The sequence below is a fragment of the Kribbella alba genome (assembly GCF_039529635.1).
Lineage (GTDB): Bacteria > Actinomycetota > Actinomycetes > Propionibacteriales > Kribbellaceae > Kribbella > Kribbella alba.
In genome coordinates this window covers 491,650-517,764 of sequence record NZ_BAAANE010000007.1, presented here as the reverse complement: position 1 = coordinate 517,764, position 26,115 = coordinate 491,650, and the positions used below count along the sequence as shown (strand labels likewise).

The 26,115-nt window shown below is 67.4% G+C and carries 21 protein-coding genes; 15 read left to right on the top strand and 6 right to left on the bottom strand.

Annotation, left to right across the window (positions count from 1 at the left end; all coding sequences use genetic code 11):
- From ABD210_RS20365 to ABD210_RS20355, 3 genes are read left to right on the top strand one after another with little or no spacing between them, the layout of a single operon-like run.
- Entirely contained in the window at positions 1-936 is a 936-nt protein-coding gene (locus ABD210_RS20365) for an ABC transporter permease (protein WP_344113383.1), read from the top strand.
- Positions 914-1,909, top strand: coding sequence for an ABC transporter ATP-binding protein (locus ABD210_RS20360; protein WP_344113382.1), 996 nt, complete (start codon positions 914-916; stop codon positions 1,907-1,909). Before ABD210_RS20365 ends, ABD210_RS20360 begins: the two co-directional genes overlap by 23 nt.
- Entirely contained in the window at positions 1,906-2,961 is a 1,056-nt protein-coding gene (locus tag ABD210_RS20355) for an ABC transporter ATP-binding protein (protein WP_344113381.1), read from the top strand. Before ABD210_RS20360 ends, ABD210_RS20355 begins: the two co-directional genes overlap by 4 nt.
- A gap of 71 nt (positions 2,962-3,032) precedes the next feature.
- Here the strand turns inward: ABD210_RS20355 and ABD210_RS20350 are convergent, their stop codons facing one another.
- The 4 genes from ABD210_RS20350 to ABD210_RS20335 form a co-directional block, all read right to left on the bottom strand.
- Positions 3,033-5,777, bottom strand: coding sequence for a phosphoesterase (locus ABD210_RS20350; RefSeq protein WP_344113380.1), 2,745 nt, complete (start codon positions 5,775-5,777; stop codon positions 3,033-3,035).
- Between the two features lie 5 nt (positions 5,778-5,782).
- Complete coding sequence (locus ABD210_RS20345) at positions 5,783-7,150, bottom strand: ABC transporter permease (protein WP_344113378.1); 1,368 nt, start codon at positions 7,148-7,150, stop codon at positions 5,783-5,785.
- Positions 7,147-8,091, bottom strand: coding sequence for an ABC transporter ATP-binding protein (locus ABD210_RS20340; protein WP_344113377.1), 945 nt, complete (start codon positions 8,089-8,091; stop codon positions 7,147-7,149). Before ABD210_RS20340 ends, ABD210_RS20345 begins: the two co-directional genes overlap by 4 nt.
- A gap of 206 nt (positions 8,092-8,297) precedes the next feature.
- Positions 8,298-10,100 carry a sigma-54-dependent Fis family transcriptional regulator gene (locus tag ABD210_RS20335; protein WP_344113375.1) on the bottom strand — a complete coding sequence of 601 codons (1,803 nt, stop codon included), beginning with the start codon at positions 10,098-10,100 and terminating at the stop codon, positions 8,298-8,300.
- Between the two features lie 165 nt (positions 10,101-10,265).
- Between ABD210_RS20335 and ABD210_RS20330 the strand changes: the two genes are divergently transcribed.
- The 9 genes from ABD210_RS20330 to groL all read left to right on the top strand — a co-directional run bounded on the left by ABD210_RS20330 (position 10,266) and on the right by groL (position 19,609).
- Positions 10,266-10,511 carry a hypothetical protein gene (locus tag ABD210_RS20330; protein ID WP_344113374.1) on the top strand — a complete coding sequence of 82 codons (246 nt, stop codon included), beginning with the start codon at positions 10,266-10,268 and terminating at the stop codon, positions 10,509-10,511.
- Positions 10,512-10,719: 208 nt separating this feature from the next.
- Positions 10,720-12,369, top strand: a complete 1,650-nt coding sequence (locus ABD210_RS20325; protein WP_344113373.1) for a ferritin family protein — start codon at positions 10,720-10,722, stop codon at positions 12,367-12,369.
- A gap of 72 nt (positions 12,370-12,441) precedes the next feature.
- On the top strand, positions 12,442-13,515 hold the full coding sequence (locus tag ABD210_RS20320) for an NADH:ubiquinone reductase (Na(+)-transporting) subunit F (RefSeq protein ID WP_344113372.1): 1,074 nt from the start codon (positions 12,442-12,444) through the stop codon (positions 13,513-13,515).
- Entirely contained in the window at positions 13,512-14,693 is a 1,182-nt protein-coding gene (locus ABD210_RS20315; RefSeq protein WP_344113370.1) for a ferritin family protein, read from the top strand. Before ABD210_RS20320 ends, ABD210_RS20315 begins: the two co-directional genes overlap by 4 nt.
- Positions 14,690-15,061, top strand: coding sequence for a propane 2-monooxygenase effector subunit MimD (mimD, locus tag ABD210_RS20310; RefSeq protein WP_344113369.1), 372 nt, complete (start codon positions 14,690-14,692; stop codon positions 15,059-15,061). The genes ABD210_RS20315 and mimD overlap by 4 nt, the downstream gene beginning before the upstream one ends.
- Before the next feature lie 18 nt (positions 15,062-15,079).
- The gene (locus ABD210_RS20305; RefSeq protein WP_344113368.1) at positions 15,080-16,123 is read left to right on the top strand and encodes an amidohydrolase family protein; all 1,044 of its coding nucleotides are present in this window, start codon (positions 15,080-15,082) and stop codon (positions 16,121-16,123) included.
- Complete coding sequence (locus ABD210_RS20300; protein ID WP_344113367.1) at positions 16,123-16,839, top strand: iron-sulfur cluster assembly protein; 717 nt, start codon at positions 16,123-16,125, stop codon at positions 16,837-16,839. Before ABD210_RS20305 ends, ABD210_RS20300 begins: the two co-directional genes overlap by 1 nt.
- Positions 16,836-17,861 carry an NAD(P)-dependent alcohol dehydrogenase gene (locus ABD210_RS20295; protein ID WP_344113366.1) on the top strand — a complete coding sequence of 342 codons (1,026 nt, stop codon included), beginning with the start codon at positions 16,836-16,838 and terminating at the stop codon, positions 17,859-17,861. Before ABD210_RS20300 ends, ABD210_RS20295 begins: the two co-directional genes overlap by 4 nt.
- A gap of 56 nt (positions 17,862-17,917) precedes the next feature.
- Positions 17,918-19,609 (top strand): chaperonin GroEL, encoded by a 1,692-nt coding sequence (groL, locus tag ABD210_RS20290; RefSeq protein ID WP_344113365.1) that lies wholly within the window; start codon positions 17,918-17,920, stop codon positions 19,607-19,609.
- A gap of 84 nt (positions 19,610-19,693) precedes the next feature.
- On the opposite strand, the gene ABD210_RS20285 is transcribed toward groL, so the two are convergent.
- Together ABD210_RS20285 and ABD210_RS20280 are read right to left on the bottom strand one after the other, a co-directional pair.
- Positions 19,694-20,692 carry a Gfo/Idh/MocA family protein gene (locus tag ABD210_RS20285; protein WP_344113364.1) on the bottom strand — a complete coding sequence of 333 codons (999 nt, stop codon included), beginning with the start codon at positions 20,690-20,692 and terminating at the stop codon, positions 19,694-19,696.
- 29 nt (positions 20,693-20,721) lie between these two features.
- Entirely contained in the window at positions 20,722-21,750 is a 1,029-nt protein-coding gene (locus tag ABD210_RS20280) for a Gfo/Idh/MocA family protein (protein WP_344113362.1), read from the bottom strand.
- Between the two features lie 300 nt (positions 21,751-22,050).
- On the opposite strand from ABD210_RS20280, the gene ABD210_RS20275 reads away from it, so the two are divergent.
- From ABD210_RS20275 to ABD210_RS20265, 3 genes are all read left to right on the top strand, one after another.
- A complete protein-coding gene (locus ABD210_RS20275; RefSeq protein WP_344113361.1) occupies positions 22,051-23,037 on the top strand; it encodes an NAD-dependent epimerase/dehydratase family protein in 987 nt (328 codons plus the stop codon).
- Between the two features lie 104 nt (positions 23,038-23,141).
- Positions 23,142-23,882 carry an alanyl-tRNA editing protein gene (locus ABD210_RS20270; RefSeq protein WP_344113360.1) on the top strand — a complete coding sequence of 247 codons (741 nt, stop codon included), beginning with the start codon at positions 23,142-23,144 and terminating at the stop codon, positions 23,880-23,882.
- A 48-nt stretch (positions 23,883-23,930) separates the two neighbouring features.
- Positions 23,931-26,018: a transglycosylase domain-containing protein gene (locus ABD210_RS20265; RefSeq protein WP_344113359.1), complete on the top strand. Its 2,088-nt coding sequence runs from the start codon at positions 23,931-23,933 to the stop codon at positions 26,016-26,018.
- Positions 26,019-26,115 lie beyond the last annotated feature (97 nt).

The following is a 26,115-nucleotide window of genomic DNA, read 5'->3' as shown; positions in this document are numbered from 1 at the left end:
ATGAGCGCGATCGTCGCCGGCACCGCCGCACCCGCACCGAGCGCGGCCCGCCGCCCGCGGGGCGGCCTGTGGCGTGCCATCCTGCACAACCGCAAGGCCATGCTGGGTGCGGTTCTGCTTGCCCTGTTCTGCCTGCTTGCCGCCTTCCCGCACCTCTTCGTCCCGTGGCTTCACGGTGATCCACGGACGATCGGCGACCTGCCTCTGCAGCATCCCTCGGCCAAGCATTGGCTCGGAACCACCGGCCTCGGCCAGGACGTCTACGCCGAGCTCGTCTACAGCACGCGGGAGTCACTGGTCATCGCGGTCGTCGCCGGTCTGGGCGCGACGATCCTGTCCGTCGTCATCGGTGTCTCGGCCGCCTACCTCGGCGGTGTCGCCGACGACGTGCTGTCGATGTTCACCGATGTGTTCCTGGTGCTGCCGACATTCCCGCTGATCATCGTGCTGGCGACGTACGCCGGCAAGGGCAACCTCACCGTGATCATCATCGTGCTGATCCTCACCGGCTGGGCCTACGGCGCCCGGCAGATGCGCGCGCAGGCACTCTCCCTGCGGAACCGAGATTTCCTCGAGTCGGCCCGCGTGCGAGGTGAACGCCGGTCGTACATCATCGTGGTCGAGGTGCTGCCGACGATGATCTCCCTGATCGTCGCGAACTTCCTCGGCGCCGCGCTGTACTCCGTGCTGACCGCCGCCGGCCTGCAGTTCCTCGGGCTCGGCGACCCCAACTCGCTGAGCTGGGGCACGATGCTGTACTGGGCGCAGAACCAGGGGGCGCTGGTGAACGGCCTGCCCGCGTGGGCGCTGTCGCCGGGCCTGGCGGTCGCGCTGCTCGGTGTTTCCTTTGCCTTGCTCAACTACGCGTTCGACGAGATCAGCAACCCCGCGCTGCGGCCGGTTCGGAGGCGACGTGCCAAGTCAGCCCATTCTTGAGGTCCGAGATCTCACGGTCGAGTACGAGACAGGAGAACGTGCTGTCGTCGCGGTCGACGGGGTGGATCTCGACGTCCATCCTGGTGAGTTCGTCGGTGTGGTCGGCGAGTCCGGCTGCGGCAAGTCGACGCTGTTGTTCGCCATCGCCCAACTGCTCAGCCCACCAGCCGCCATCACCAGCGGAAGCGTGCGGTTCCAGGGCCAGAACCTGGTCGCGATGAGCGAGAAGAAGCTCGCCGCGTTGCGCTGGCGTGACTTCTCCGTCGTCATGCAGAGCGCGATGAACGCCCTCAACCCCGTGACCAGCATCGGCACTCAGTTCAGGGACGCGATCGTGGCGCACGACGAGCCGGTGGCCGACGATCGCCCGGCCGAGGTCCTGCGACTGGTCGGCATCGATCCGATCCACCTCAACAGCTACCCGCACCAGCTCAGCGGCGGGATGCGGCAACGGGCCATGATCGCGATGGCACTGCTGTTCACGCCCGACCTCATCATCATGGACGAGCCGACGTCGGCCCTTGACGTCGTCGCCCAACGGTCCCTGATGCTGCAGATCAAGGAACTGCAGGAGCGGCTCGGCTTCGCGGTCGTCTTCGTCACTCATGACATGTCGCTGATCAGCCACTTCTCCGACCAGCTGATGGTGATGTACGCCGGCCAGGTGGTTGAGCTGGGAGCCACTCGTGCGGTCTTCGATGATCCGGCCCATCCTTACAGCAAAGGCCTGCTCGACGCGTTCCCGTCGATCCGTGGACCGAAGCTCCCGCTGATCGGGATTCCCGGGAGCCCGCCCGACCTCGCCAACCCACCGAGCGGCTGCCGGTTCCATCCGCGGTGCCCAGTGGCGTTCGACGACTGTCCCCGGGTCGAGCCCGAGCTCTATCGAGTCGGGCCAGTGCAGGCACGGTGCCTGCTGCACGCTCCCGGCTACACGCCAGCGGCGGAAGCCGTACGGGAGGCGACGTCGTGACCGATCTGAGCGTCGAGAAGATCTCCTCGACCGGCCCGGAGGCGGCCGCACCGACGGCACCGCTGATCGAGACGAAGGACCTGACCCGCCATTTCCGGGTCGGCCGCGGGTTCTCCGGCAAGATGCTGCACGCCGTCGACGACGTCAACCTCACCGTCGATCGGCAGGAGATCGTGGCGCTCGCGGGAGAGAGCGGCAGCGGCAAGAGCACCATCGCCCGCCTGCTCGCGGGTGTCTACAGACCGACGAGCGGCGAGATCCACTACCAGGGCCGTGCCCTGTCGAGCATGCGATCGCGACGGGACCAGCTGGTCTATCGCGGCGATGTACCGATGGTGTTCCAGGACCCGTTCAGCTCCCTCAACCCCGCCTTCCGCGTCTCTCACGGCATCCTGCGCAGCCTGAAGCTGCACCGCCGCGACCTCACGCGTGCCCAGCGGTACGACGAAGCCGAGCGAGTCATCGAGGCGGTCGGACTGGCCCCAGCCGCCGACATCATGCACCGCTACCCCTACGAGCTCAGCGGCGGTCAACGGCAACGCATCGGCTTCGCCCAGGCTTTGGCGCACAAGCCCAAACTGATCCTGGCCGACGAGCCGGTCTCGATGCTGGACGTGTCGATCCGCATCGGCCTGCTCAATCTGATGGCGGAGCTGCGCAGATCCGCCGGCGTGTCGTTCCTCTACATCACGCACGACATCGCAAGCGCGCGCTACGTCGCCGACCGGCTGCTCATCATGTACGCCGGTCACATCGTCGAGTCCGGCCCGACAGAGGCGGTACTGGCCAACCCCAAGCACCCCTACACCGACCTGTTGCTCGGAGCAGTGCCCGATCCCCGCGCGCCGCTCACCGTCGGCAACGAAGGCGATACCGGAGAGCCTCCGAAGGTCATCGACCCGACACCCGGATGCCGGTTCCGCTGGCGTTGCCCGCTCGTCGTCGACGAGTGCCACCACGTCACGCCCACCCTCCGCCGGCTCGGCGACGGGCACGACGCGGCCTGTCACGTCGCCCAGCCGGACGCCGGAACGGCCCCCACGAACCCGTAGCCCGCAGCCACGGCAGGGCCCCTGGCCGGCGGCGAAGCCGGCCAGGGGCCCTCCTCTGTGATCGATCTACGTCAGCCGTCGTTCTCCGCTGACGGGATGACGGCACCCGGCACGTCCGCCGGAGCGAAGATCTTGCTCTCCCCCGGGTACGGCGTGGACCAGTCGTGCGCCTGGTACCAGTCGAAGTGGTTCATCTGCGCGGGGTTCGCGAAGTCCGCCTTGGCGTTGGGACCGGTGAGCCGCTGCTGCGACTTCCAGGCATCCCACTTCGCCGCGACCGCCTGCTGGTCCGCCGGAACCGTCGCCTTCGGCGCGGGCGCGGCGGTCGGGTTCTGCGCCGCGGGAACATCCGCGCCACAGGACGGCAGCGTGCTCAGGCCCGCGGTCAGCGAGGTCCGGTTCGGCACCGACGTGAACGGCGTGTAGTCGGGCTTGGTCGTGAACGCGGTCGCCATCGGGGTGGCCGCGGTGTCCTTCTGGTTCATCGGCTTCATCCCGAGGATCTGCTCGATCGTCCGGATCATCGTGATCTGCGTGTAGTAGCGGCTGTCGACGGCACCGTGCTGAGCCCACGGGCTGATGATCTGAATCGGGGCCCGGTGGCCGTCGACGTGGTCGAGACCCGCCTGGGAGTCGTCCTCGACGATGAAGATCGCCGAGTCCTTCCAGTACTTGCTGTGCGAGATCTCGTCCACGATCTTGCCGGTGGCGAGGTCGTTGTCGGCGACCTGGGCGGCGCCGCTCGGCGGGCCACCGGTGTGGTCGTTGGACAGCCAGAACATGTTCAGGTTCGCCGGCCCGTTCTTCTCGAAGTCACGCTTCCAGATCTCGGACTTGTAGATGTCCGGGACGCTGGTGTCGAAGAGCGGGAAGCCGGGCACCGACACGGCGTTGAGCGACGGGATCGCCGAGCCCGTCTGGATGGGGTAGGCGGTGTTCTGCCCCGTCGCGACCATGTTCTTGGTGTCGCAGTACAGGTTCTGCCAGGACGCGCCGGCCGGCTTGCTCTCGATCGACTGGAACTCCCCGAAGTCCTTGACGGACTTGCCGGCCGCCTGCGCGCCGGTCCAGATGAAGCCGCTCTTCTGGTGGCCGAGCGCGTCGTTCTCGGTGTCGTAGCTGCGGGTATATTGACCGGCCGTGGACTCGGTGTACTCCGGGTTGTCGGCCTGCATCAGCCAGTTGTGACCCTCGGCGGAGTTCGTGCCGACGTCATAGGTGTTGTCGTACAGCCCGAACTGCTTGGCCATCGCGTGCTGGTTCGGCGTCACGTTCTCGCCGTACTGCGCCAGCGCGGGGTCGCCGTTGCCTGCCGGGATGTCGCCGTACAGCTGGTCGTAGGTCCGGTTCTCCTTGACGATCAGGAACACGTGCTTGATCGTCGACGGGTCACCGAGCTTCGCCGGAACCGGCACCGGGTTGCGGTGCCCCTTGTCCGTGGCAACCTGGGCCGATCCCTTGGTCCAGCCGTTCTGGTCGAAGACCTTGCCGGTGTTGGCCCGGATGGTGTGGTCGTCCGGCAGGCTGAACTTGGTCAGGCTCGACGTCGTGTCGTGCGTGGCGTGACCGGCCGCGGTCGTCGTACGGCGGGCGTCGACTCCGCGGGTGTTGGACACCACGATGTCCTTGCCGACGGTCGCGATCTCCGCCGGGAAGTAGTCCGTCGGCAGCAGACCGATGTAGCTGACCGGCTCCAGCGGGTTGTTGTACTTGTAGACGGCGACCGCGTTGGCCCGGCCGAGCGACACCAGCAGGTGGCCGTCGTCGGTGAGCGTCACGCCGTCGGGCTCGTAACCCACCGAGGCCTCCGGCCACGGCTGGGTGGCGATGGTCTGGACGACCTTGCCGCGCCGGGTGTCGATGACCGACACGTTGTTGGTGGCGGTGTTCGTCACGAACACGGCGCCGTTCTTGGCGTATACCGCGGTCGGGTGCAAGCCGACGTCGATGCTCGCGGGTGCGGCCGCCGGGTTCGACACGTCGATCACGCTGACGGTACCGGTGGTGGTGGCGGCGGTGACCTGCGAGGCCGGCACCTGGGTGCCGTACGAGTTGATCGTGGGCTCGCCGGGCTTGGCCGGACGGCCGCCCTCGTTGCTGACGTAGAGCTTGCTGCCGACCATGACCATGCCACGTGGCGCGTTGCCCACGGCCCAGCTCTGCTTGATGGTGCCGGTCGCGGTGTCGATCGCGACGACCCGGTTCTGGCCGTTCACCGCGGAGTACACGGTGGAGCTGTCCGGCGAGAAGACGGCCGCGCCGACGAGCGCGCGCTTCGAGCCGTCGGCCGGGATCGTGACGAACGTCGGGTTGGCGAGCGAGCCGTCCGGGTTCACCGTGAACTTGCGGTAGCCGTCGGACTGGCCCAGCCACACCTGCGAACCGTCGGGCGAGTACGTCGGGCCTTCCTGACCGACGTCGTTGCCGGGGATCCTCAGGTCAGCAGCGGCGTTGTTGCCGACGTACTGCTGCACCTTCCAGTTCTTCAGGTCGATGATCGCCAGCGCCATCCCGCCGTCGGTCACGGAGGCGGCCAGGTGGCTGCCGTCCGGGCTGACGGTGGACGACATGATCTTGCCCTTCTGGAGCACCAGGCGATCGCCGTACGGAGCGATGTACTGATCGCTCGAGACGACCTGGCCCTTGTTCGTGACCTGACCGACCTGTTCGGTCCCGAACTGGTGCGTCGAGGCGACTGCAGTGCCGGCGAGAGCCACGGCAACGGCGGTTGTCCCCGCCGTGACCAGTGGTAGCCGGCGGCGAAGAAGGCTTGTGAGGCCCTTCTCGTCACGCCTGCGGCGGCGTGTTACCTGCATGGGGATTATCCCTTCGGGGTGGACGGAAGCAGTTCGATGTTGCCGTCGAACTGCCAGAGGGGGTTCGGTTCGTCGCCTGCCGGGGTCCGGACCAGGAAGAAGCCGTTCACTTCTTTCGGTCCGTCCCCGTCGGCGACGTACCGACCGAGTGGGGTGATGTCGATCTGGTAGATGGCCGAACCGGCCGCTTCGACACCAGGGATGTGCCAGCTCACGACGCAACGCCAGTCGTTGCCGGGACCGACGGCGGCGACCTGGTCGCCGCCCTTGGTACACGCGGCCGAGGTGTTCAGTTGCTGCTCGGTGACGTCGGGCCGGTTGAGCTGCTTGGTCTGCAGGCGATAGAGATGGGCGAAGGCCGTGGCGACCGAGCGCTGCACCTTGTCCTGGTCGATTCCGGAGCCGACCCCGGTCACCGGGGTCAGCACCCCGGCGGTGAGGCCGAACAGTACGACGAGCGGCAGCAGGCCGGCGGTGATCGCCAGGCGGCCGGACCCGTCGTGGGTCGAGTTGGTGAAGTCGCGCCGCACGAAGAGGAAGTAGGCCAGGGCGGTCGCGACGACGGCCCACACCAGACTGACCGCGACGGAGATCAGGAGTGGTCCGAGTTGTGCCGGGCTGGTGAACAGGCCGTTCCAGCTGATGAAGGCGTAGCCAGGCAGCGCGTAGCGGATGGCGACGGGCACCGGAAGCTGCTGAACGATTTGCATCGCCAAGGCGACAACGGCCGGCAGCAGCAGGCCCATCGGCGACCGGCCCAACGCGACGGACCCGAGCAGGCCGATCGCGGCAAGAGCCAGGGTCGGGGCGAGTGCGCACGCCCAGGCGAGCAGAACCTTGCCGGCCGCGTCTCCCGGCGGGAGCAGATGACCGTCGAGTCCGATCAGGGACCGGTTGCCAACCACTAGAAGCCCACTGGTCGTGGCCGAAACCACCAGCCCGATCACGAGGAGCACGATCACGGTGAGACTGGCGAGCGCCTTCGACGCGAAGATCCGCCGCGGCGAACGAACCGCCACCAGGAGGTGGCGCCAGGTGCCGAGCCGGTCCTCGGAGGCGAACACATCGCCGGCGATCAGCGAGGTCAGCAGCGGGAGCGCCCACGAACCCGAGAAGCCGAGCAGCACCAGCGGTCCGGCCCAGCCGGTGGCGTGCATCCAGCGGCCGAACAGCGTGTCGACCGGGAGCGATGCCTGCTGGCTGATCACCGCGACGAACACTGCCGGCGCGAGCCAGCACGCGACGATCAGCACGCGCACGCGCCACTGCGAGAGCAGCTTGACCAGCTCGAAGCGGTAGCCGCGCGCGACCGAGACGCTGCGGGCGACGGGAGCCGCGGGGTCCTTGGTGGCTTCGGCGACGGTGGCGGTCATCGGTCCGACTCCTGCTCCTGGTCGGTGAGTTCGAGGAACGCGGCTTCGAGTGGCGACACCACCGGTGCGAGCTCGCGCACCGCGACGCCCGCGTGCACGAGGCCCGCCACGAGTTCGTCGAGGGCCGCCACCGGCGCGGACACCACGAGCATTTCGGTGCCCTGCCGTACGGCGCTGTCCTCGACGACTCGGATCCCGGCCGTTTCCCCGGCGATCCGGCGGGCGGCCTTCGGGTCGGAGGCGAGCAGCCGGTAGTCGAGTTCACGGGTCTCGGCGGCCAGCTTGCTCAGCGGGCCGGAGAACGCGACCCGTCCGGTGGCCAGAATCGTGACCTCGGAGCACAGCACCTCGAGGTCGTCCATCCGGTGGCTCGAGAGCACCACGGAGGTTCCGTCCGCGACCAGCCGGGTGAGGACGCCGTGTACCTGCCTCTTGCCGGCTGGATCGAGGCCGTTGGACGGTTCGTCGAGCACCAGCAGCCGGGGCTTGGTGAGCAGAGCGGCGGCGAGCCCGAGGCGCTGACGCATGCCGAGGGAGAAGCCGCGGAGCCGATCGTCGGCGACATCGGTGAGCCCGACCTGGTCTAGCACCTCGTCGATCCCCGCTTTCCGGGCATCGCGTCCGCGGAGCGCGGCCAGCGCGGCGAGGTTCTGCCTGGCGGTGAGCGAGGGGTAGAGGCCGGGGCCGTCGACGAAACCCGCGACACCGTCGGTAGCGGCGAGCGCCCGACCGACCGGCGTACCGAGAATCTCGAGGCTGCCGCTGTCGGCGACAGCCAGACCCAGCAGCAGGCCGAGCAAGGTGGTCTTGCCCGCGCCGTTCGGCCCGACCAACCCGTGGATCTGCCCCTGCGGTACATCCAGGTCGATGCCGTCGAGTGCGACCACATCGCCGAAGGACTTGCTGATGCCGCGAGCCCGCACTGCGAGCGGTGTGTTCATGGTTCCCTTCTTCGCATTTCCTGACTGGAAACTTAAGGAAGGAAAGGAACGCAGGCGAGGACGGCCGGTTGAACGTTCAAAGAACGAGAGATGACTGGTGTCCGCCAGGGGGTCGGGCCCCGGTCACTGACGGCATGCTCGAGCAACGCAAAGTTGCCGAGGGCAACATGTTGGCTGCCGTCTCATGCCCGCGAGTCGCGCCCGGGTCACCGAATCCCGTAGTCGTGGATCTTGCGGTAGATGGTGGCCCGGGACATCCCCAGCGACCGCGCGGCGTCACGCCTGTTGCCGTTGTTGTCGACGAGGCTCCGGACGATCGCGTCGCGCTCCAGGGCCTCCAGTTGGCTGAGCCTCCGGCGGCTGGTCGCTTGAAGGTCGGCCGGCAGGTCGGCCAACACGATGACGCCGGTCCGTCGCCGGTGCTGAACAATGTGCTTCATGACCTGGTGCAGCTCCGCGGTGTTGCCCGGCCAGGCCGAGCGCAGCAGCTGATGCATCGCCTCCGGCGAACAGCTCAGGTCGCCGTGGCTCAACTGGCTCAGGAAGAACGGGACCAGCTCACGAACGTCATCGATGTGGTGCCGCAGCGGTGGCACGTCGATGGTGGTGGGAAACAGAGTCAGCAACTCGCTCAGATCGGCCTCGTTCGCGCCTCCGGTCGTCAGCGTCAGCGCGACCCACGGCGGATTTGACGGCCGCCGCTCGCGCCCGCTGAGGAGGGCGCCGACCAGTTCGTCAAGCCGGATCGGGCCGAGCCGCTCGGCGTGGCGGATCACCAACGCCTGGACGGTGTCGTCGGTCAGCTCCGCTTCGAGGTCGTCCGCGAAGTGATCCGGTGCTTCGGCGACATCAAACAGGGCGACATCAAACAGGTGGAACGATCCGGCCGGGTTGTTCTGCTGGTGGGCCGCCCGGGCCAGCGCCACCTTCCCCGCTCCCGGCTCGCCGCTGAGCACGACCCATTGCCCGGCGCGATAGGCGTTGTCCACCTCCCGGCTGGTGGCCAGCCATGGCGCACTCCTGCCGACGATGCCTGGCAGCACGGCGCGTGGCGGCGGCCGGTTCGCGCTGACACTAGTCAAACTGTGGCCAGGCGTTTGGGTGACCTGGATGACGGCACCCGCGCCACGTCCACCATCGGGTACCGGCCGGCAGGTGATGCGGACCCGTCGCCCGCTCGGGAGCTCGACCGCGAGGGCGCTGGTTCCGGCCTGGCCCAGTAGGTCGGCGGCGTGGGCGAGGACAGCCGCCTGATCGCTGCCGTCGAGGTTCTGCTGTGCGTTGGCGTTCATCAGCAGCAGGTCCTCGTTGACCGCGAGCACCATGTCACTGGACCGTCGTCCGGTCAGCAGGTACTCCTGGAGCAATTCCTGCTCCCGGGCCGAGCTGTCCCTCAGCAGTGCCGCACGGATCTGGTCCGCGGTGGTCTTTGCCAGCGTGATCAGCAGTGATCCGGCGTCCTTGCGCCAGCAGGTGAGGTCGATGGCACCCACGGTCTTGCCGCTGATCGGATGTTTGATCGGTACTCCGGCACAGGCGAGGTCCTCCAGATCCTCCGCGTAGTGCTCGTGCCCGAAGACGTGCATCGGAGCACCGCGCTCGAGAGCCGTGCCGATGCCGTTGGTGCCCGCGAACCGTTCGGAGTAGCTGAAGCCCGGCGCGAGGTGCACCCGGTCCAGGTGCCTGCTCAGCTGGGCATCGGCGGTCAGCCGCCGGAGTACCAGCCCGTTGCGTTCGGTGAGAATAACGCTGATCGGCTGTCCATCGAGGTGCTCGTGGAGCCGGCGCAGCACCGGGGTCGCGCTGCGGGCCAGGGGCAGGTCGAGGTCGGGGTCCGCGATGTATGGCAGATCGATCCGGTCGGCGGCAAGGTTCCACCGCCGGGAACGCACCCACGACGCCAGGACCGGACGGCGTACTTCGCCCGCCGGCAACTCGTCGCAGGTCAGGAAACTCAGCCGGGCCCGGGCAGTCCGGCTGCCGCCTGACACAGATTCCAGTTCGTCCACGAGTCCTCCTGGCGACCGGCCGGGAGCTGTGATGGATGTGCACGCCTCCCCCACCGGTGGCTCGCATTCCCAGACTAATGCTTCGCGGGCATCCGGTCGCTAGATTGAGACAGCCGGGCCCGTCAACGCGGCGTCCGGGGCGAAGAGCGGATGGGGAGGTGCCGGATGGACGACGACATTCCGGCCGACGAGACCTACAACCCGTGGACGATCGTCAACGCGGTCTTCCAGCAGCTCGCCGCTGCCGGACTGCACCCGGTGCTGGGAGCGGCGGGCGATCCGGGCGAGGCGGCCGCCGCCCTGCTCGTCACACTCGGCATTCGACCGTCCACCCCAGGTGATGCGCCGGGTCTACGGGACTCGGAGGAAGAACTCGCCCAGCTCCGGCAGGCGGTGTTCGGCGACCCGTGAGGTCGGCTGTCTCATTTTGAGACCTCCCGGCGAGCGCGGCGGCGATGTACTTCAAAACGCAGGGACAGTGTCTGTCCTGCGAACGCAAGCAAGACGTGGGCTCGCGGCGAGGGCCCACGCCCGCACGGCCCCGCGGCCTGGGACGGCAGCTAGCTGCCGGACCGCCGGCTGGGCCAGGCCAGTGGCCACAGCGAGCGTGAGGAGTGTCATGAGTCGCCAGAGTGTGGCGAAGGCTCACCAGAAGATCCAGGAACTTTCCTGGGAGCCCGCGTACCACGAGCCCGTCTCTCAGTACGGGACCGACTACTCGTTCCAGAAGGCTCAGAAGAAGGACCCCCTGAAGCAGGTCCTTCGGTCGTACTTCCCGATGCAGGAGGAGAAGGATCACCGGGTGTACGGCGCCGCCGACGGAGCCATCCGCGGGAACATGTTCCGCCAGGTCCAGGAGCGTTGGCTGGAGTGGCAGAAGTTGTTCCTGAGCATCATCCCGCTACCGGAGATCTCGGCGGCCCGGGCGATGCCGCTGCTGTTCCGGACAGTGCCGAACCCCGAGCTGCACAACGGCCAGGCGATCCAGATGATCGACGAGGTCAGGCACTCGACGATCCAGCAGAACCTCAAGCGCGTGTACATGAACAACTACATCGACCCGGCAGGCTTCAACTCCAGCCTGCGCAACTTCCAGAACGACTACTGCGGGACCATCGGCCGGCAGTTCGCGGAAGGCTTCATCACCGGTGACGCGATCACGGCGGCGAGCATCTATCTCACCATCGTGGCCGAGACCGCCTTCACCAACACGTTGTTCGTCGCGATGCCCGCCGAGGCGGCCGCGAACGGCGACTACCTGCTGCCGACCGTGTTCCACTCGGTGCAGTCCGACGAGTCGCGGCACATCAGCAACGGGTACGCGACGCTCCTGATGGCCCTGTCCGACGAGGGAAACCACCAGTTGCTCGCCCGCGACCTGCGGTACGCCTGGTGGAACAACCACCGGGTTGTCGACGCGGCGATCGGCACCTTCATCGAGTACGGCACCAAGGACCGGCGCAAGGACCGGGAGAGCTACGCCGAGATGTGGCGCCGGTGGATCTATGACGACTACTACCGCAGCTACCTGGTACCGCTGGAGAAGTACGGCCTGGAGATCCCGCACGACCTGATCGAGGAGTCCTGGAACCAGATCTGGAACAAGGGCTACGTCCACGAGGTAGCGCAGTTCTTCGCCACCGGCTGGCTCGCCAACTACTGGCGGATCGACCCGATGACCGACAAGGACTTCGAGTGGTTCGAGTACAAGTACCCAGGCTGGTACGACAAGTACGGCAAGTGGTGGGAGAACTACAACCGGCTCGCCACGCCCAACGGTCACAACCCGATCGTGTTCGAGGACGTGGACTACGAGTACCCGCACCGCTGCTGGACCTGCATGGTGCCGTGCCTGGTCCGCGAGGACATGGTGATGGCGGAGGTCGACGGCCAGTGGCGCACGTACTGCCACGAGATGTGCAGGTGGACCGACGAGACCGCGTTCCGCCCGACGTACCAGGGCCGGCAGACCCCGAACATGGGCCAGCTGATCGGCCACCGCGAGTGGGAGACGCTCTACCACGGCTGGAACTGGGCCGACGTGGTGTCCGACATGGGCTTCGTGCGTGACGACGGCAAGACGATGGTCGCGCAGCCGCATCTCGATCTGAACCCGGACAAGATGTGGACCCTGGACCACCTGCGGCGCTGCCCGCCACTGCAGAGCCCGAACGTGCTGCTGAACGAGATGACCGACGACGAGCGGACGGCCTTCGCGGCCCGTTACGTCCGCGGCGGTCCTGCCGGACGAGCTCCGGCCGACGGCTGACGGCGCAACGCCACGGGAGGGCAGATCTTCCTGCCCTCCCGACCAGTCCTGTCCGCACTGCTGTGAGGAGCCATGGGCGACAAGCACGTCGTACGGTTCGAGCCCGTCGGCATCGAGATCGAGGTCGACGAGAAGCAGACGATCCTGCGGGCCGCGGCCGAGCAGGGCGTGATGCTGATGCACGGCTGCAAGGAGGGCCAGTGCTCGTCCTGCAAGTCGTTCGTGCTCGACGGTGACGACATCGAGCTCGACCGGTACTCGACGTTCGCGCTGCCGGACTACGAGCTGGACGAGGGCTACACGCTGCTCTGCCGGGCGCATCCGTACGAGGACCTGACGATCGAGCTGCTCAACTACGACGAGGACATGATCCGTTCGGGGCTGCCGATCCAGGAGGCCGTCGCCGAAGTGGTCGCGAACGTCGCGGTCACGCACGACATGCGGCACCTGGTACTGCGACTGCTGGAGCCGGGCGAGCTGAGGTACTTCCCCGGCCAGTACGTCGACATCGCGGTGCCGGGGTCCGAGGCCACCCGGTCGTTCTCGATGGCGAACACGTCCAGCCGCGACGGTGGCCTGCTCGAGTTCGTGATCAAGATCTATCCGGGCGGGCTGTTCTCGTCGTACCTGGACAAGCAGCTGTCAGTCGGTGACCGACTCGACCTGACCGGCCCGTTCGGGGTCTTCACGTTGCGGGACAGCCCCGATGCGCGGCTGGTCTTCCTCGGCGGCGGAGCCGGGATGGCGCCGATCCTGTCGCTGCTGCGCTCGATGGCCGAGCGCGCTGTCGACCGGCCGGCCACCTACTACTACGGGGCGCGCACCAAGCGTGACCTGTGCTTCGACGAGGAGCTCCGGGCGCTGGCCGGCACCTTGCCGAACTTCCGCTATGTGCCGGCCCTGTCCGAGCCGGCCGACGATGACGAATGGGACGGCGAGGTCGGCCTGATCACCGACGTCGTCGCCCGGCACGAGGCAGACCTCGCCGGCGCCGACGCGTACGTGTGCGGCCCGCCGCCGATGGTCGAGGCCGCGCTACCCCTGCTGGAACGGCTGGGCGTCGCGCAGAAGCGAATCTTCTACGACAAGTTCACCACCACCGGTGACGCCGGTGACCCCGAGGTGCTGGAGGCAGAGACCAGATGACGACCACACAGGACTCCATTCAAGAACGGAGCGTGCCGAAGCCGGTCTTCACCGATGCCGAGGCCGGTGCCAAGGTGTTCCCGGACTCGACGTCGCGCCGGTACAACTACTACACGCCACAGAAGCGCAAGCAGAGCCACTACGAGGACGTCACCGTCGAGGTGCAGCCGGATCCACGGCACTATCTCAGCCAGGGCTGGCTGTACGGGTTCTCCGACGGCCGCGGTGGCTACCCGCTGGACTGGACCGCGCTGAAGGCATGGGGCTCGGACCGGCCGGAACCGGAACGCGGTCCCGGCACGGGCGGCAAGGGCTACGACTGGCCGGCGACCGGTTGGCATGAGTTCCGGGACCCGAACGAAGAATGGGAGATGACCCTCTACCGGTACAACTCCAACGTCGTACGGCAGGTCACCCAGAACGTCGAGGCGGCCCGGCAGTCCAAGGCCTTCGAGCAGTGGAACCGCAACTGGGTCCGGTTCATCGAGCAGCATGTCGGCGCCTGGATGCATGTGGACCATGGCCTGGGTCTGTACCTGTTCGCGAACGCGAACCGGCGGGCTCCCACCAACATGCACAACAACGCGATCTCGGTGAACAGCATGCACCGGATCCGCGCGGCGCAGGACCTGGCGCTCTACAACCTGACCCTCAGCGAGGAGCTCGCAGACTTCGACGGCACTGCGCACCTGGAGACCTGGAACTCCGACCCGGCCTGGCAGGGTGTGCGTGACGTGGCCGAGCAGCTCACCGCGATCGACGACTGGTGCGAGGCGATCTTCGCCGCCAACGTCGTGTTCGAACCGCTCGTCGGCGAGCTGTTCCGCAGCCAGCTGGTCCAGCAGGCCTCCCCCGGCAACGGCGACTTCGTGACGCCGACCGTGGTCGGCGCGGCGGAGTACGACTTCGCCGAGCGCGACCTGCGCTACACCAGGGCGATGTTCGAGCTGCTGACCGCCGACAAGGAGTTCGCCGACCACAACAAGGCGATCCTGCAGGACTGGCTGTCCACCTGGACGACGCGCGCGATCGCCGCGGCCCGAACGATGCAACCGCTCTGGTCGCAGCCGGACACGAAGCCGCCACGATTCGAAGACGGACTGGACCGGGCGAAGAGCCGCTTCAGCGGCATCGTCACCGGACTCGGCCTCGAGGAGCCCAAGGAGCTGGCACAGTGACCACCACGTTCACCACCGCAGAGAGTCCGTTCAAGTCCGACAACACCGCGTCCAACCGGTGCGGCTTCACCCTGATGAACAACCAGGTCGGCGCCGTCGTCGCCGAGGTGATGAGCACGAAGGACAACGTCACCGTGACGCCGCTGCCGTCGATGATCAGGGTCGACGCGGTCGGCAAGATGGAGGTCGTCTACGACGAGATCTCCGAAGCGCTGGGTGAGGAGCCGGGCTACTTCGACGCCGCCGAGTTCGAGGAGAACATGTCCACGCACTACGGCCGGATGATCCATCTTGACGACCGCACGATCATGTTTGCCAACCCCGAGGACGCCGCCGAGTATCTCGGCTTCGACCTCACCGCGGTCTGAGAGCACCGGGAGGCGACCGTGTACGAGAAGGATGGCGAGAAGTACTTCGTGGTCGACACGCACATGCACTACTGGAACGCCGCGCCCGACAACTGGGTGGAAGGAGCCGAGCAGTACGCCAAGGGCTGGATCGAGTGCTTCTACGGCTATCACGGCCTGGGCCCGGAGGACACCCGGTGGCCGCTGGACAAGTACCAGAAGTACACCGAGGAAGACCTCATGAAGGACGTCTTCGACGACGGTCACGTGGACGTGGCGATCTTCCAGCCGACCGACCTGACCGAGTGGTACAAGGAGGGCTTCAACACCACGGAGCGGGACTCGATCCTGTACGAGAAGCACGCGGGTAAGTTCATCCTCAACACCCGGTGGGACCCCCGCGAGGGTGAGGACGGCCTCAAGACCCTGCGCCACAGCGTCGAACGCTGGGGTTGCAAGGGCGTCAAGCTCTACACCGCGGAGTGGCGGCAGGGCTCACGCGGCTGGAAGCTCACCGACCCGGAGGCGTACAAGTACCTGGAGGCGTGCCAGGAGCTCGGCATCAAGAACATCCACGCCCACAAGGGACCGACGATCTGGCCGCTGGACAAGGACGCGTTCGACATGACCGATGTCGACCACGCGGCGACCGACTTCCCCGGTCTGAACTTCATCGTCGAGCACTCCGGGATCCCGCGTATCGACGATTTCTGCTACATGGCGACGCAGGAGCCGAACGTGTACGCCGGCCTGTCCGTGGTGGTCGGCGCGCTGATGCACGCGCGGCCCCGGTTCTTCGCCCGGTGCATGGGCGAGCTGCTGTTCTGGGTCGGCGAGGACAAGATGACCTTCGGCAGCGACTACGCCATCTGGGAGCCCAAGTGGCAGGTCGAAGGCTTGGTCGACTGGGACTTCCCCGACGACGAGCAGTACTCCGACTACCCGCGGCTCGGCGTCGACGGCAAGAAGAAGATCCTCGGGCTGAACGCAGCGAAGCTCTACGACATCGAGGTGCCGGAGGAGCTGCAGCTGGGCTACGGGAAGCCTGCCGCGCAGGACGACGCGAAGCTGGTCACGCAGTAATGACGGCGGCGGTCGCGGAGCGGTCCCGGGTCCTCAACGCGCTCGACGCGGTGCGGGACCCGGAGCTCGACGAGCCGATCACCACGCTGGGATTCGTGTCGTCGTGCGTCGTGTCGGCGGCCGGTGACGTCGTGGTCCGGCTCCGGCTGCCCACGTACTTCTGCGCGCCCAACTTCGCGTTCCTGATGGTCGCCGACGCCTACGACGTGGTGTCGGCGCTGCCGGAGGTACGCAGTGCCGACATCGCACTGGAGGACCACTTCGCGTCGGCGGAGATCAACGCCGGTGTGGCGGCCCGGGCCGGTTTCGCCGTGTCGTTCGCCGGCGAGGCACTCGGCGAGCTCGACGAGCTGCGGCGGACGTTCCTGTCCAAGGCGGTGCTCGCCGGCACCGACCAGGTCTGCCGTCCGCTGCTGGCGGCAGGTCTCGACCCGGCGGCGCTGACGACGATGACGCTCGGGCAGACGCCCCCGTCCGCACAGCTGGACAGGCTGTGCCGGCGGCGAGCTGAGCTCGGCCTGCGCACCGACCCCGCTGCGCCTCTGCTCGTCGACCCCGGCACCGGTGACCCGATCACCGGCGCCGCGGTGTCGCTGCACCTGAGCAAGGCGCGGACCTCCAGGGTCGGCATCGAGGCCAACACCGGCATCTGCCGGGGAATGCTGCGACACCGATACGGAACCACCGGTGCGGGTGAGGAGGAGGACGAGGAATGAAGGCCGTTCGACTGCACGGGTACCACCAGCAACCAGTGGTCGAGGACGTTCCGGAGCCGAACGTCAAAGGCCCGCTGGACGTGGTCGTCAAGATCGGCGGCGCCGGGGTGTGCCGCACCGACCTGCACATCATCGAGGGTCAGTGGGCGCAGGCGATGCAGCCGACGCTGCCGTACACGATCGGCCACGAGAACGCCGGCTGGGTGCACGAGATCGGCTCTGCCGTCACCAATGTGCAGGTCGGCGACACGGTGATCCTGCACCCGACGCCCACCTGCGGGCTCTGCCACGCCTGCCGGGCCGGTGACGACATGCACTGCGCGGCCAGCAGCTTCCCCGGCCTGGACAGCGACGGCGGGATGGCCGAGTACCTTCTCACCTCCGCGCGGGCCTGCGTGAAGCTCGACCCCAGTACGCAGCCGAAGGACGTCGCCGCACTGGCCGACGCAGGCATCACTGCATATCATGCGGTCCGCAAGGCGATCCCCCTGCTGTATCCGGGGACGGCCTGCGTGCTGATCGGCGCCGGCGGGCTCGGCCACATCGGCATCCAGTGCCTGGCCGCGCTGACCGCCACCACGATCATCGTGGTCGACCGCAGCCCGGACGCGCTGAAGCTCGCCGAGCAGCTCGGCGCCGACCACACGGTCGTTGCTGACAGCAACCAGGTGCGGGCGGTGCAGGACCTGACCGGCGGCGCCGGCGCGAACGTCGTACTGGACTTCGTCGCCGAGCAGGGCGCCGAGCAGGACGGCTTCGCGATGACCGCCCGGGCCGGTTCGTACTTCGTGATCGGCTACGGCGGCCAACTGCAGATCCCGACCCTGGACATCATCTCCACCGAGCGCAACATCATCGGCAACATCGTCGGCACGTACAACGAGCTGGCCGAGCTGATGACGCTCGCGCAGGCCGGCAAGGTCACGCTGCACACCAGGACCTACCCGCTGGAGGCCGCCGTCGAGGCGGTCGCGGATCTCGACGCCGGCCGGGTCCGGGGCCGCGCGATCCTGGTTCCCTAGCGCACTGTTCCAGCACACCGTTCGCCCTGACCGGGCAGTCGAAGGAGGAGGGACCGATGGCCAAGGAACTGCGATTCGGTGAGCAGGCGCGCGAGCTGATGCTGGCCGGCGTCGACCAGCTGGCGGAAGCGGTGAAGTCGACGCTCGGCCCGAAGGGCCGCAACGTGATCCTGGAGAAGATCACCGGCTCACCGGTGGTCACCAACGACGGCGTCACCATCGCCCGGGAGATCCACCTCAAGAACCAGTTCGAGAACATGGGCGCCCAGCTGGTCAAGGAAGCGGCGATCAAGACCAACGACATCGTCGGCGACGGCACCACCACCGCGACGGTGCTGGCGCACGCCATCGTCCGCGAGGGCATGCTGGCGATCGGCTCCGGCGGCAACCCGGTCCTGGTGAAGCGCGGCATCGACGTGGCGGTCGCGCGCCTGGTCGAGCGGCTGCGCCAGGTCGCGCACCCGGTCGCCACCGAGCACGACTTCGCCCGGGTCGCGGCGATCTCGGCGAACGACGACGACGTCGTCGGCGCGGTGATCGCCAAGGCCCTGCACTCGATCGGCGACGGCGGCATCGTGACCGTCGAGGAGTCGGCCGCGCACGGGATCGGGGTGGACTTCGTCGAGGGGTTCGAGTTCGACAACGGCTACCTCTCGCCGTACATGGTGACCGATCCCGGCAGTTTGCAGGCGGTGCTCGACGACCCCTACATCCTGCTGTGCAGCGAGAAGATCACCAAGGTGCAGGAGCTGATGCCGCTGCTGGACAAGATCATGCGTGCTCCGAGGCCGCTGGTGATCATCGCCGAAAGCCTGGAAGGCACGGCGCTCAGCATGCTCGTGCACAACCACGTCAACGGGCATTTCCAGTGCGTCGGCGTCAAAGCACCGGGATTCGGCGACCGGCGGCTGCACAAACTGGAGGACATCGCCGCGATCACCGGTGGTGCCGTCCTCAGCCGGCACTCCGGTTTCACGCTGGAGACGATGGGTGTCGGCCAGCTCGGCCGGGCCGACCAGGTCCGGGTCACCGCCGATCGGACAGCCATCATCGCCTCCGCCGGCCATGAGCAAGATGTCGCCTTCCGGACCAAGCAACTACGGTCCGAGCTGGAGCGGGCTACGTTCGGGGTCGACGAGGATGTGTTGACCGAGAGGATCGGTGCGCTGTCCGGCAGGGTCGCGGTGATCCGGGTGGGAGCACCGACACCCGCCGAGTTGAAGGAGCTCCAGCACCGCGTCGAGGACGCGCTCTCGGCGACCCGGGCTGCGATGGCCGAGGGCATCGTCGCCGGTGGCGGGGTGGCGCTGCTGCACGCCGCGTCAGCACTCGACGATCTCGAGGTGAAGGACGACTATGCGACGGGCGTGGAGATCGTACGACGCGCGCTCCGCGAGCCGGCCTACCTGATCGCCGTGAATGCGGGCTACTCCGGGGAGGAGGTGCTGGAGCGCATCGGACAGCTCGGCCCGGACGACGGCTTCGACGCGCTCGAAGGCCGCTACGGAAACATGCTCGAGATGGGCATCGTCGACCCGCTCAGGGTGGCCCGATCGGCCCTGCAGAACGGCGCGTCGGTGGCCGGCCTGCTGCTCACCACCAACACGCTGATCGCCGAGGAGCAGACCCCGTGGGGCGGAAGCGCCTCGCTCATGACCGAGTTCGGCCCACTCGACGAAGGCCTGCACCAGCCGTCGCCGGACGCCAGCACGCCACAATCCCTCGGGCTCGGCCCCTCGGTCGGCTGAGCTGCGGCCTGCGCAGGGGCGGTGGTCGTCGTACAGGCCGCCGCCGCCCGGCCAGGCGCCTTCACGCCAGCTCAGCGACGGACTTTAGGTCTGGAGGACTGGGGCGATGGTCTTCGCCCGCGCGCCTTCATAGGCGGCCAGCAGGATCCCGAGCACGGCGATGCCCTCGTCCTCGGTATGAAGCGGGCGGGTCTTGTTGAGCAACGAATCGGCGAAGTGACCGATCTCGGCGACGAAGGTGTCGACTGGTTCCAGGTCGAAGGTGCGGGTCAGCCCGGACCGAAGCTGGTAGGTCAGGGAGTTGCCGTCGCTGTGCAGCGACCCGAGCTCTCCGACGACGGAGAAGCGCTCGGTTGCGGCGGGCGGCTGATAGGCCCAACTTGTCACCAGCTGGCCTACGACGCCGTTGTCGAACCTGATCAGGACCTGCGCGGAGTCCTCGCCTTCCATGAATTTCAGGCGATGGGTGGACAACATCGCGGTGGCCTCGACCGGAGAGCCACCTGCCAGGTGGAGCATCAGATACGTCGGGTGGTACCCGGTGTCGATCAGCTCGCCACCCCCACTCGTCGTACTACTCGCGCGCCAGCCCATGGTGCTCGGGTCGAAGTCGTTGTAGAAGCTGTCGGTGGTGCGCACCTCGTACACGGTTCCGATGGTCCCGGCGTCGAGAAGCTCCTTCGCCTTGGCGACGGCCGGCAGGAACAGTTGGTTGTGCGCGCACATCAGCGTCACGCCGTTGGCGCGGACCGCCTCCCGGACGTCCGCTGCTTCGTCCACGGTGAGGCAGAGCGGCTTCTCGCACAAGATGTGCTTGCCGGCCTGGGCGGCGGCCACGATCGCATCCCTGTGCAGGTGGTGGGGCAGACAGATGTCGACAGCGTCGAGATCCTCGGCCTCGAGCATCTGACGATAATCGGTGTACGGCATGGCGCCCAGCTCGCCGCCGCGCGCGACAGCTGTCTGTTCCAACGCGTCGGCCACGGCGGTGACGCCGATCTTCTCGGCGTGCCGGCGATAGCCACGCAGGTGGGCGGACGCGATGCCGCCGCCCCCGATGAGCCCGACCTTGATCTCTGGCATGGAAGTCTTCTCCTCGGCTGCTCGGAAGGTCAACGCGTCGGAAGGTGGCTCTCCGACCCCGCGTAGGAGGTGGTCCGGCCCTGTTCAGCAGCCTGGTTGGCGGCGACGACCATCCGGGTCAGCTCCAGGGCGCGGGCCAGGTTGTCGTCGGCCCGGGTGTCCTGATTGATGTGGTCGACCCACTGAGCGAAGGGGCCCTTGCCGTGGTCAGGAACCGGCAGCTGCAGATCGTCGCCGCCGAACGCCGGACCCGACACGCGCAGTACGTTGCCGGTCTCGGTGTAGGTCAGACTGCCGTCGGTGCCGAAGATCTCGATCGTGAAAGGGTTCCGGCTGGCGAAGCCTGCTTCGATCACGCCGATCTTCTGGTCGCGATAGCCAACAGTGACGACGGCATTGTCCTCGAGGCCCCGACCCGCCACGGAGCGATAGGTTGCGTTGACCGTCTCGGGATCGGCGCCGAGGAACAGCTGCAGCAGGTAGACCGGATGGCAACCAAGGTCGGTAAGGGCCCCACCGATGGCAGTCTTCTGGTCGAAGAAGCGTTGAGGCAGCCAGCCGTCGGCCCCACCTCGTGAAACAGCCCCGTCGTGGGAGAGCCGTATCCGGCCGTAGGTGAGCTGTCCGAGGTCGCCGCTGCCGATCACGTCACGGATCGCATGCGTGTAGCCATGCGCGAGGCGGGGCAGGGAGACCACCAGCTTCACGCCGTTGTCGTCGGCCGCGGCGATGATCTCCGCCGCCTCCGTCACTGTCGGCGCGAGCAACTTCTCGGTGAAGATGTGCTTACCCGCGTTCGCCGCCCTGACCATGACCTCGCGATGCGCGCTCGTGGCCGTGGTGATGATGACGCCGTCGACGTCGGCTCGGCCAAGCAGAGCCTCCAGATCATCGGTGAAGGGAACACCGAACTCGTCGGCACCGGCCTGCCCGAGTGCCAGGTCGTCATCCCACACCGCGACCAGCTCCGTGCCCGGATGCTGCTGAGTCTGCCTCGCGTAATCCTTCGCATGAACATGCCAGAACCCCAGGACCGCGATCTTGAGCGGCTTCGACACCATCTCCTCCTCGCACGAGGTCGCTTCGACATCCAGCGGCCGACCGCGACCCACCGTACAGTCGCGATGAAGTCACAGGCGGTCTCCCTTGAGTACCTTGCCAAGGCCCGCCACAAAATGCGCCCGGCACCGGCGGGTCGCCCATGAGCCAGCCGGCCGACCGGGACAGGTATGTTCGCCAAGGAAGGCCGTATCCCTTTCGCCGACTTCCGCTACCGCCGGGGAGGCCTGCTCACAACAGCCCTACCCGCCCGACCCCTCGGAGCGCCTCCGAGGCCTCTACCTCAAGGAGTTGTTCTCATGGCCGGCCTGCGAGTCCTCTTTCTCGGCGGCACCGGAATCATCAGCTCCGCTTGCTCCTGGCGTGCCGTCGAGCTGGGATTCGACCTCACGGTCGCCAACCGAGGTCAGACGTCGATCCGCGCCCTCCCTCCCGAGGCGCGACGGGTCACGGCGGACGTCAACGACGCGGCATCCCTCGCAGCGGTCGTCGGCCGGGATTTCGACGTGGTGGTCGACTGGCTCGCCTTCACGCCGGACCAGGTGCGCGCCCGGACCGACGCACTTCGGGGACGGATCGGCCAATACGTCTTCATCAGCTCCGCCTCGGCATACCAGACCCCGCCGGCGCGGCTGCCGATCACGGAGTCGACGCCGCTACGAAACCCTGTCTGGCAGTACTCGCGCAACAAGATCGCCTGTGAGGACCTCCTCAACACCCTGTACCGCGAGGAGGGTTACCCCGTCACGATCGTGCGGCCCTCGCACACCTATGACCGCACGCTCGTCCCGTTCGACGGCGGCTGGACCATCGTCGAGCGGATGCGCCGAGGCCAACCTGTCGTAGTACACGGTGACGGAACCTCGCTGTGGACGCTGACTCACCATCGCGACTTCGCCCGCGGGCTGGTGCCGCTGCTCGGCCACCCCCGCACGTTGGGCGAGGCCTTCCACATCACCTCCGACGACGCGCCGACCTGGGACCAGATCGCGAACGCACTCGCCGCGGCGGCCGGGACCGTGCCACGCATCGTCCATGTTCCCTCAGACGCCATCGCCGCCGTCCACCCGGGCTGGGGGGAGTCACTCCTGGGCGACAAGACCTATTCGGCGGTGTTCGACAACAGCAAGCTCCGCCGCGTGGTGCCGGACTTCGTCGCGACGATCCCCTTCGAACAAGGCGCACGCGAGATCATCGCGTGGCACGACGAGGACCCGGCACGTCACAAAGTCGACCACACTGTCGACGCGGCGATGGACACCCTCGTGGACCGCTACGGAACCTGAGCACTGGACGCTGGAGCTCACTGACGCAATGCCCGCTCGAGGTCGTCGCGACCGGAGGTACACCGTAGGTCGGCCTTGACACGCTGACGAGGAGCGAACTGAGCATGAGTACCGCACCGAATCGCCACGGACACACCCACCGGCTGGATCTCGAAGACGCCTCGGTCAGGGACTGGGACGCGGTTGTCGTTGCCGTCGATCCCGAGCGCGGCATCGTGCTCGACCGGTCGGCCTTCTATCCCGGTGGCGGCGGGCAGCCACCGGACGAGGGCATCCTGGTGTGGGGCGGAGTGCGGACCCGCATCGTAGGAACGGTCAAGGGTGACGACCTCTACCTGGTACCTCATCATGACGATCCCGTGCCGCCGACCGGGACCGCCGTGCGTGGCGCGCTCGACGACGAACGCCGGACGAATCTCATGCGGACACACTCCGGACTCCACGTCCTGACCGGTGTGGTGTTCCGTGACTTCGGCGCACTGGTGACCGGCGGGAACATGGAACCATTGACCGCCCGGATGGACTTCGACCTGGCCGAGGTCCCGCCCGACTTCAAGGACCGCGTCGCCGAAGCAGCCAACGAGGAGATCCGCAAGGACCGCAGGATCACCGTGGGCACGCTGCCGCGCGAAGAGGCCTTCGCCATCCCGGACATCATCCGCACCGCCACGAACCTGCTGCCTCCCGACATCGAGGTCGTCCGTATCGTCGACATCGTCGGCTTGGATGCCCAGGCCGACGGCGGCACGCATGTGGCCTCCACGGCCATGATCGGCCGGATGGACGTGGTCAAGATGGAGAGCAAAGGCCGCGGTTTCCGCCGTCTCCGCGTCCGCATCAGCTGACCGGGGACGACCGCACCGCAAGCAGGCCGGCGGGGTTAGCCTGGAGGTATGCGCACAGCCGACGAGGGTGTTCGCAACCGTGCTCGGTCGTTGATCGTGTTCCTCGGCGTGAGCGTGCTCGCCGGCGCCCTCGTAGCCGGTCTCGCGATTCCCTTGGCAGGCCTCACCGGGCTGGTCACAGAGAAGGCGGCAGTGTCGGTGCAGAGCCTGCCGCAGGAGCTGAAGCCAGATCCGCCTGCGGTGCGGAGCAGGGTCGTTGCGGTGGACGGCAGCTGGATCGCCACGCTGTACGAGGAGAACCGCGTCCCGGTGCGGCTGGAGCAGATCAGCCCCATCGTTCGGAAGGCGATCATCGCGATCGAGGACTCGCGCTTCTACGAGCACGGCGCTCTGGACGCCCAGGGAACCATGCGCGCGCTGATCCGCAACCAGAGCAAGGGAGCTGTTCAGCAGGGCGGTTCGAGCATCACCCAGCAGTACGTGAAGATGAGCTTGATCGAGAAGGCGCGCACAGCCCAGGAGCGGGAGGCGGCCACGGCGGTGACCTACCAGCGCAAGCTGGCCGAGTTGCGCTACGCGGCCGCGGTGGAGGAGGAGTTCAGCAAGGACCAGATCCTGGAGGGATACCTCAACCTGGCGAACTTCGGCGGCGGTACGTACGGCGTACAGGCCGCCGCCCAGCACTACTTCAGCACCTCCGCCGCGCGGCTCACGCTCCCGCAGGCCGCGATGCTTGCCGGTCTGGTGAAGAACCCGACGGGCTACGACCCGACAAACGACCTGAAGCGGGCCAAGGACCGTCGGGACCTGGTGATCCGCAGGATGCTGGCACTCGACCTGATCACCGCGAAACAGGCCGCCGACGCGATCAAGGCACCGGTGATCGACCAGAAGAAGATTCACAAGGTCCCGAACGGCTGCGCCAATTCGCGCTACCCGTTCTACTGCGAGTACGTCGTGTCCAAGCTCCTGGACAACCCGGCCCTGGGAACGACCACCAAGGAGCGGGACCACTATCTGAAGACCGGCGGGCTCACCGTGAGGACGTCGCTGGACCCACGGATCCAGGCCGCCGCGCAGGCGTCGATCAGGCAGCACAGCAGGATCAGCGACACCGCCATCGCCGCGATCACGATCGTCGAGCCCGGCACTGGCATGGTGAAGGCGATGGTGCAGAGCAAGCCGTACGGCAGCAGCAAGAACCACACCTACTACAACCTCAACGTCGAGAAGTCGTACGCCGGGGGGTACGGCGGGTTCCAGAACGGTTCGACGATGAAGGCCTTCACGATCGCGGCCGCGATCCAGAAGGGCTTTCCGCTGTCCTACCGGATCAATTCACCCGCCCGGATCGACCTCAGCGGCAAGAGGTTCAGGACCTGCAGGGGTTGGACGCGGGATCCGGACTATCACCCGAAGAACTCGACCCGAAGCGGCAACCTCACGCTGATCGAGGCCGCCAGAGCGTCGACGAACACGTACTTCCTCCAACTCTCCCAGCGAACCGGTCTCTGCGCGCCGGCCACGATCGCGCGCAACCTGGGCATGTACGACGCGCAGACCCTCGAGCCGCTCCAGCAGGTCGTGTCGTTCACCCTGGGCGTCGGCTACGTGACGCCGTTGATGCTTTCGAACGCGTACGCGACCTTCGCGGCCCGCGGCAAGTACTGTCGACCCGTCGTCATCACCTCCGTCCAGGACAAGGCACGCAGGCCGATCAAGACGCCGGGCACCGAGTGCCGGCAGGCCATCGCGCCGCAAGTGGCCGACGGAGTCAACCGCGTACTCAGCGCCGTGATGGAGCCCGGCGGCACCGGCGGACGACTCAACTTCGGCAATTGGGATCTGGCCGGCAAGACCGGGACCATCCAGGACAACCTGGCCGTCTGGTACGCCGGCTACACACCGAACCTCGCGGCGGCCGCCGTGGTCGCCGATGCGAACCTTCCGTACACGAACCTCAAATACGGCCATACCCTCGATGGCCGGGACATCTCCGATCCGACCGGCTCCGGCACAGCCGGGCCGCTGTGGCAGAGCGCGATGCGAAGTGCTCTGAAAGGCATGCCACTCCGACGGTTCGTACCTCCGACCGCCAAGGTCGTCAAGGGAGGCGTCAAGAGCCCTCAGCCGTGAAGTCGTGGCGTGCTCGACGTCAGCGGCGGGTTCGAGAACACCTCTGCGAGCTCGATCATCGGCAACACGAAGGCGCCGTACTTCAACCAGCTCGCCG

Excerpts from the sequence above, each read along its gene's own strand:
- ABD210_RS20365 (WP_344113383.1), top strand. The coding sequence starts at position 1 with ATGAGCGCGATCGTCGCCGGCACCGCCGCACCCGCACCGAGCGCGGCC.
- ABD210_RS20350 (WP_344113380.1), bottom strand. The coding sequence starts at position 5,777 with ATGCAGGTAACACGCCGCCGCAGGCGTGACGAGAAGGGCCTCACAAGC.
- ABD210_RS20345 (WP_344113378.1), bottom strand. The coding sequence starts at position 7,150 with ATGACCGCCACCGTCGCCGAAGCCACCAAGGACCCCGCGGCTCCCGTC.
- ABD210_RS20340 (WP_344113377.1), bottom strand. The coding sequence starts at position 8,091 with ATGAACACACCGCTCGCAGTGCGGGCTCGCGGCATCAGCAAGTCCTTC.
- ABD210_RS20330 (WP_344113374.1), top strand. The coding sequence starts at position 10,266 with ATGGACGACGACATTCCGGCCGACGAGACCTACAACCCGTGGACGATC.
- ABD210_RS20325 (WP_344113373.1), top strand. The coding sequence starts at position 10,720 with ATGAGTCGCCAGAGTGTGGCGAAGGCTCACCAGAAGATCCAGGAACTT.
- ABD210_RS20320 (WP_344113372.1), top strand. The coding sequence starts at position 12,442 with ATGGGCGACAAGCACGTCGTACGGTTCGAGCCCGTCGGCATCGAGATC.
- ABD210_RS20315 (WP_344113370.1), top strand. The coding sequence starts at position 13,512 with ATGACGACCACACAGGACTCCATTCAAGAACGGAGCGTGCCGAAGCCG.
- ABD210_RS20300 (WP_344113367.1), top strand. The coding sequence starts at position 16,123 with ATGACGGCGGCGGTCGCGGAGCGGTCCCGGGTCCTCAACGCGCTCGAC.
- ABD210_RS20295 (WP_344113366.1), top strand. The coding sequence starts at position 16,836 with ATGAAGGCCGTTCGACTGCACGGGTACCACCAGCAACCAGTGGTCGAG.
- groL (WP_344113365.1), top strand. The coding sequence starts at position 17,918 with ATGGCCAAGGAACTGCGATTCGGTGAGCAGGCGCGCGAGCTGATGCTG.
- ABD210_RS20285 (WP_344113364.1), bottom strand. The coding sequence starts at position 20,692 with ATGCCAGAGATCAAGGTCGGGCTCATCGGGGGCGGCGGCATCGCGTCC.
- ABD210_RS20275 (WP_344113361.1), top strand. The coding sequence starts at position 22,051 with ATGGCCGGCCTGCGAGTCCTCTTTCTCGGCGGCACCGGAATCATCAGC.
- ABD210_RS20270 (WP_344113360.1), top strand. The coding sequence starts at position 23,142 with ATGAGTACCGCACCGAATCGCCACGGACACACCCACCGGCTGGATCTC.
- ABD210_RS20265 (WP_344113359.1), top strand. The coding sequence starts at position 23,931 with ATGCGCACAGCCGACGAGGGTGTTCGCAACCGTGCTCGGTCGTTGATC.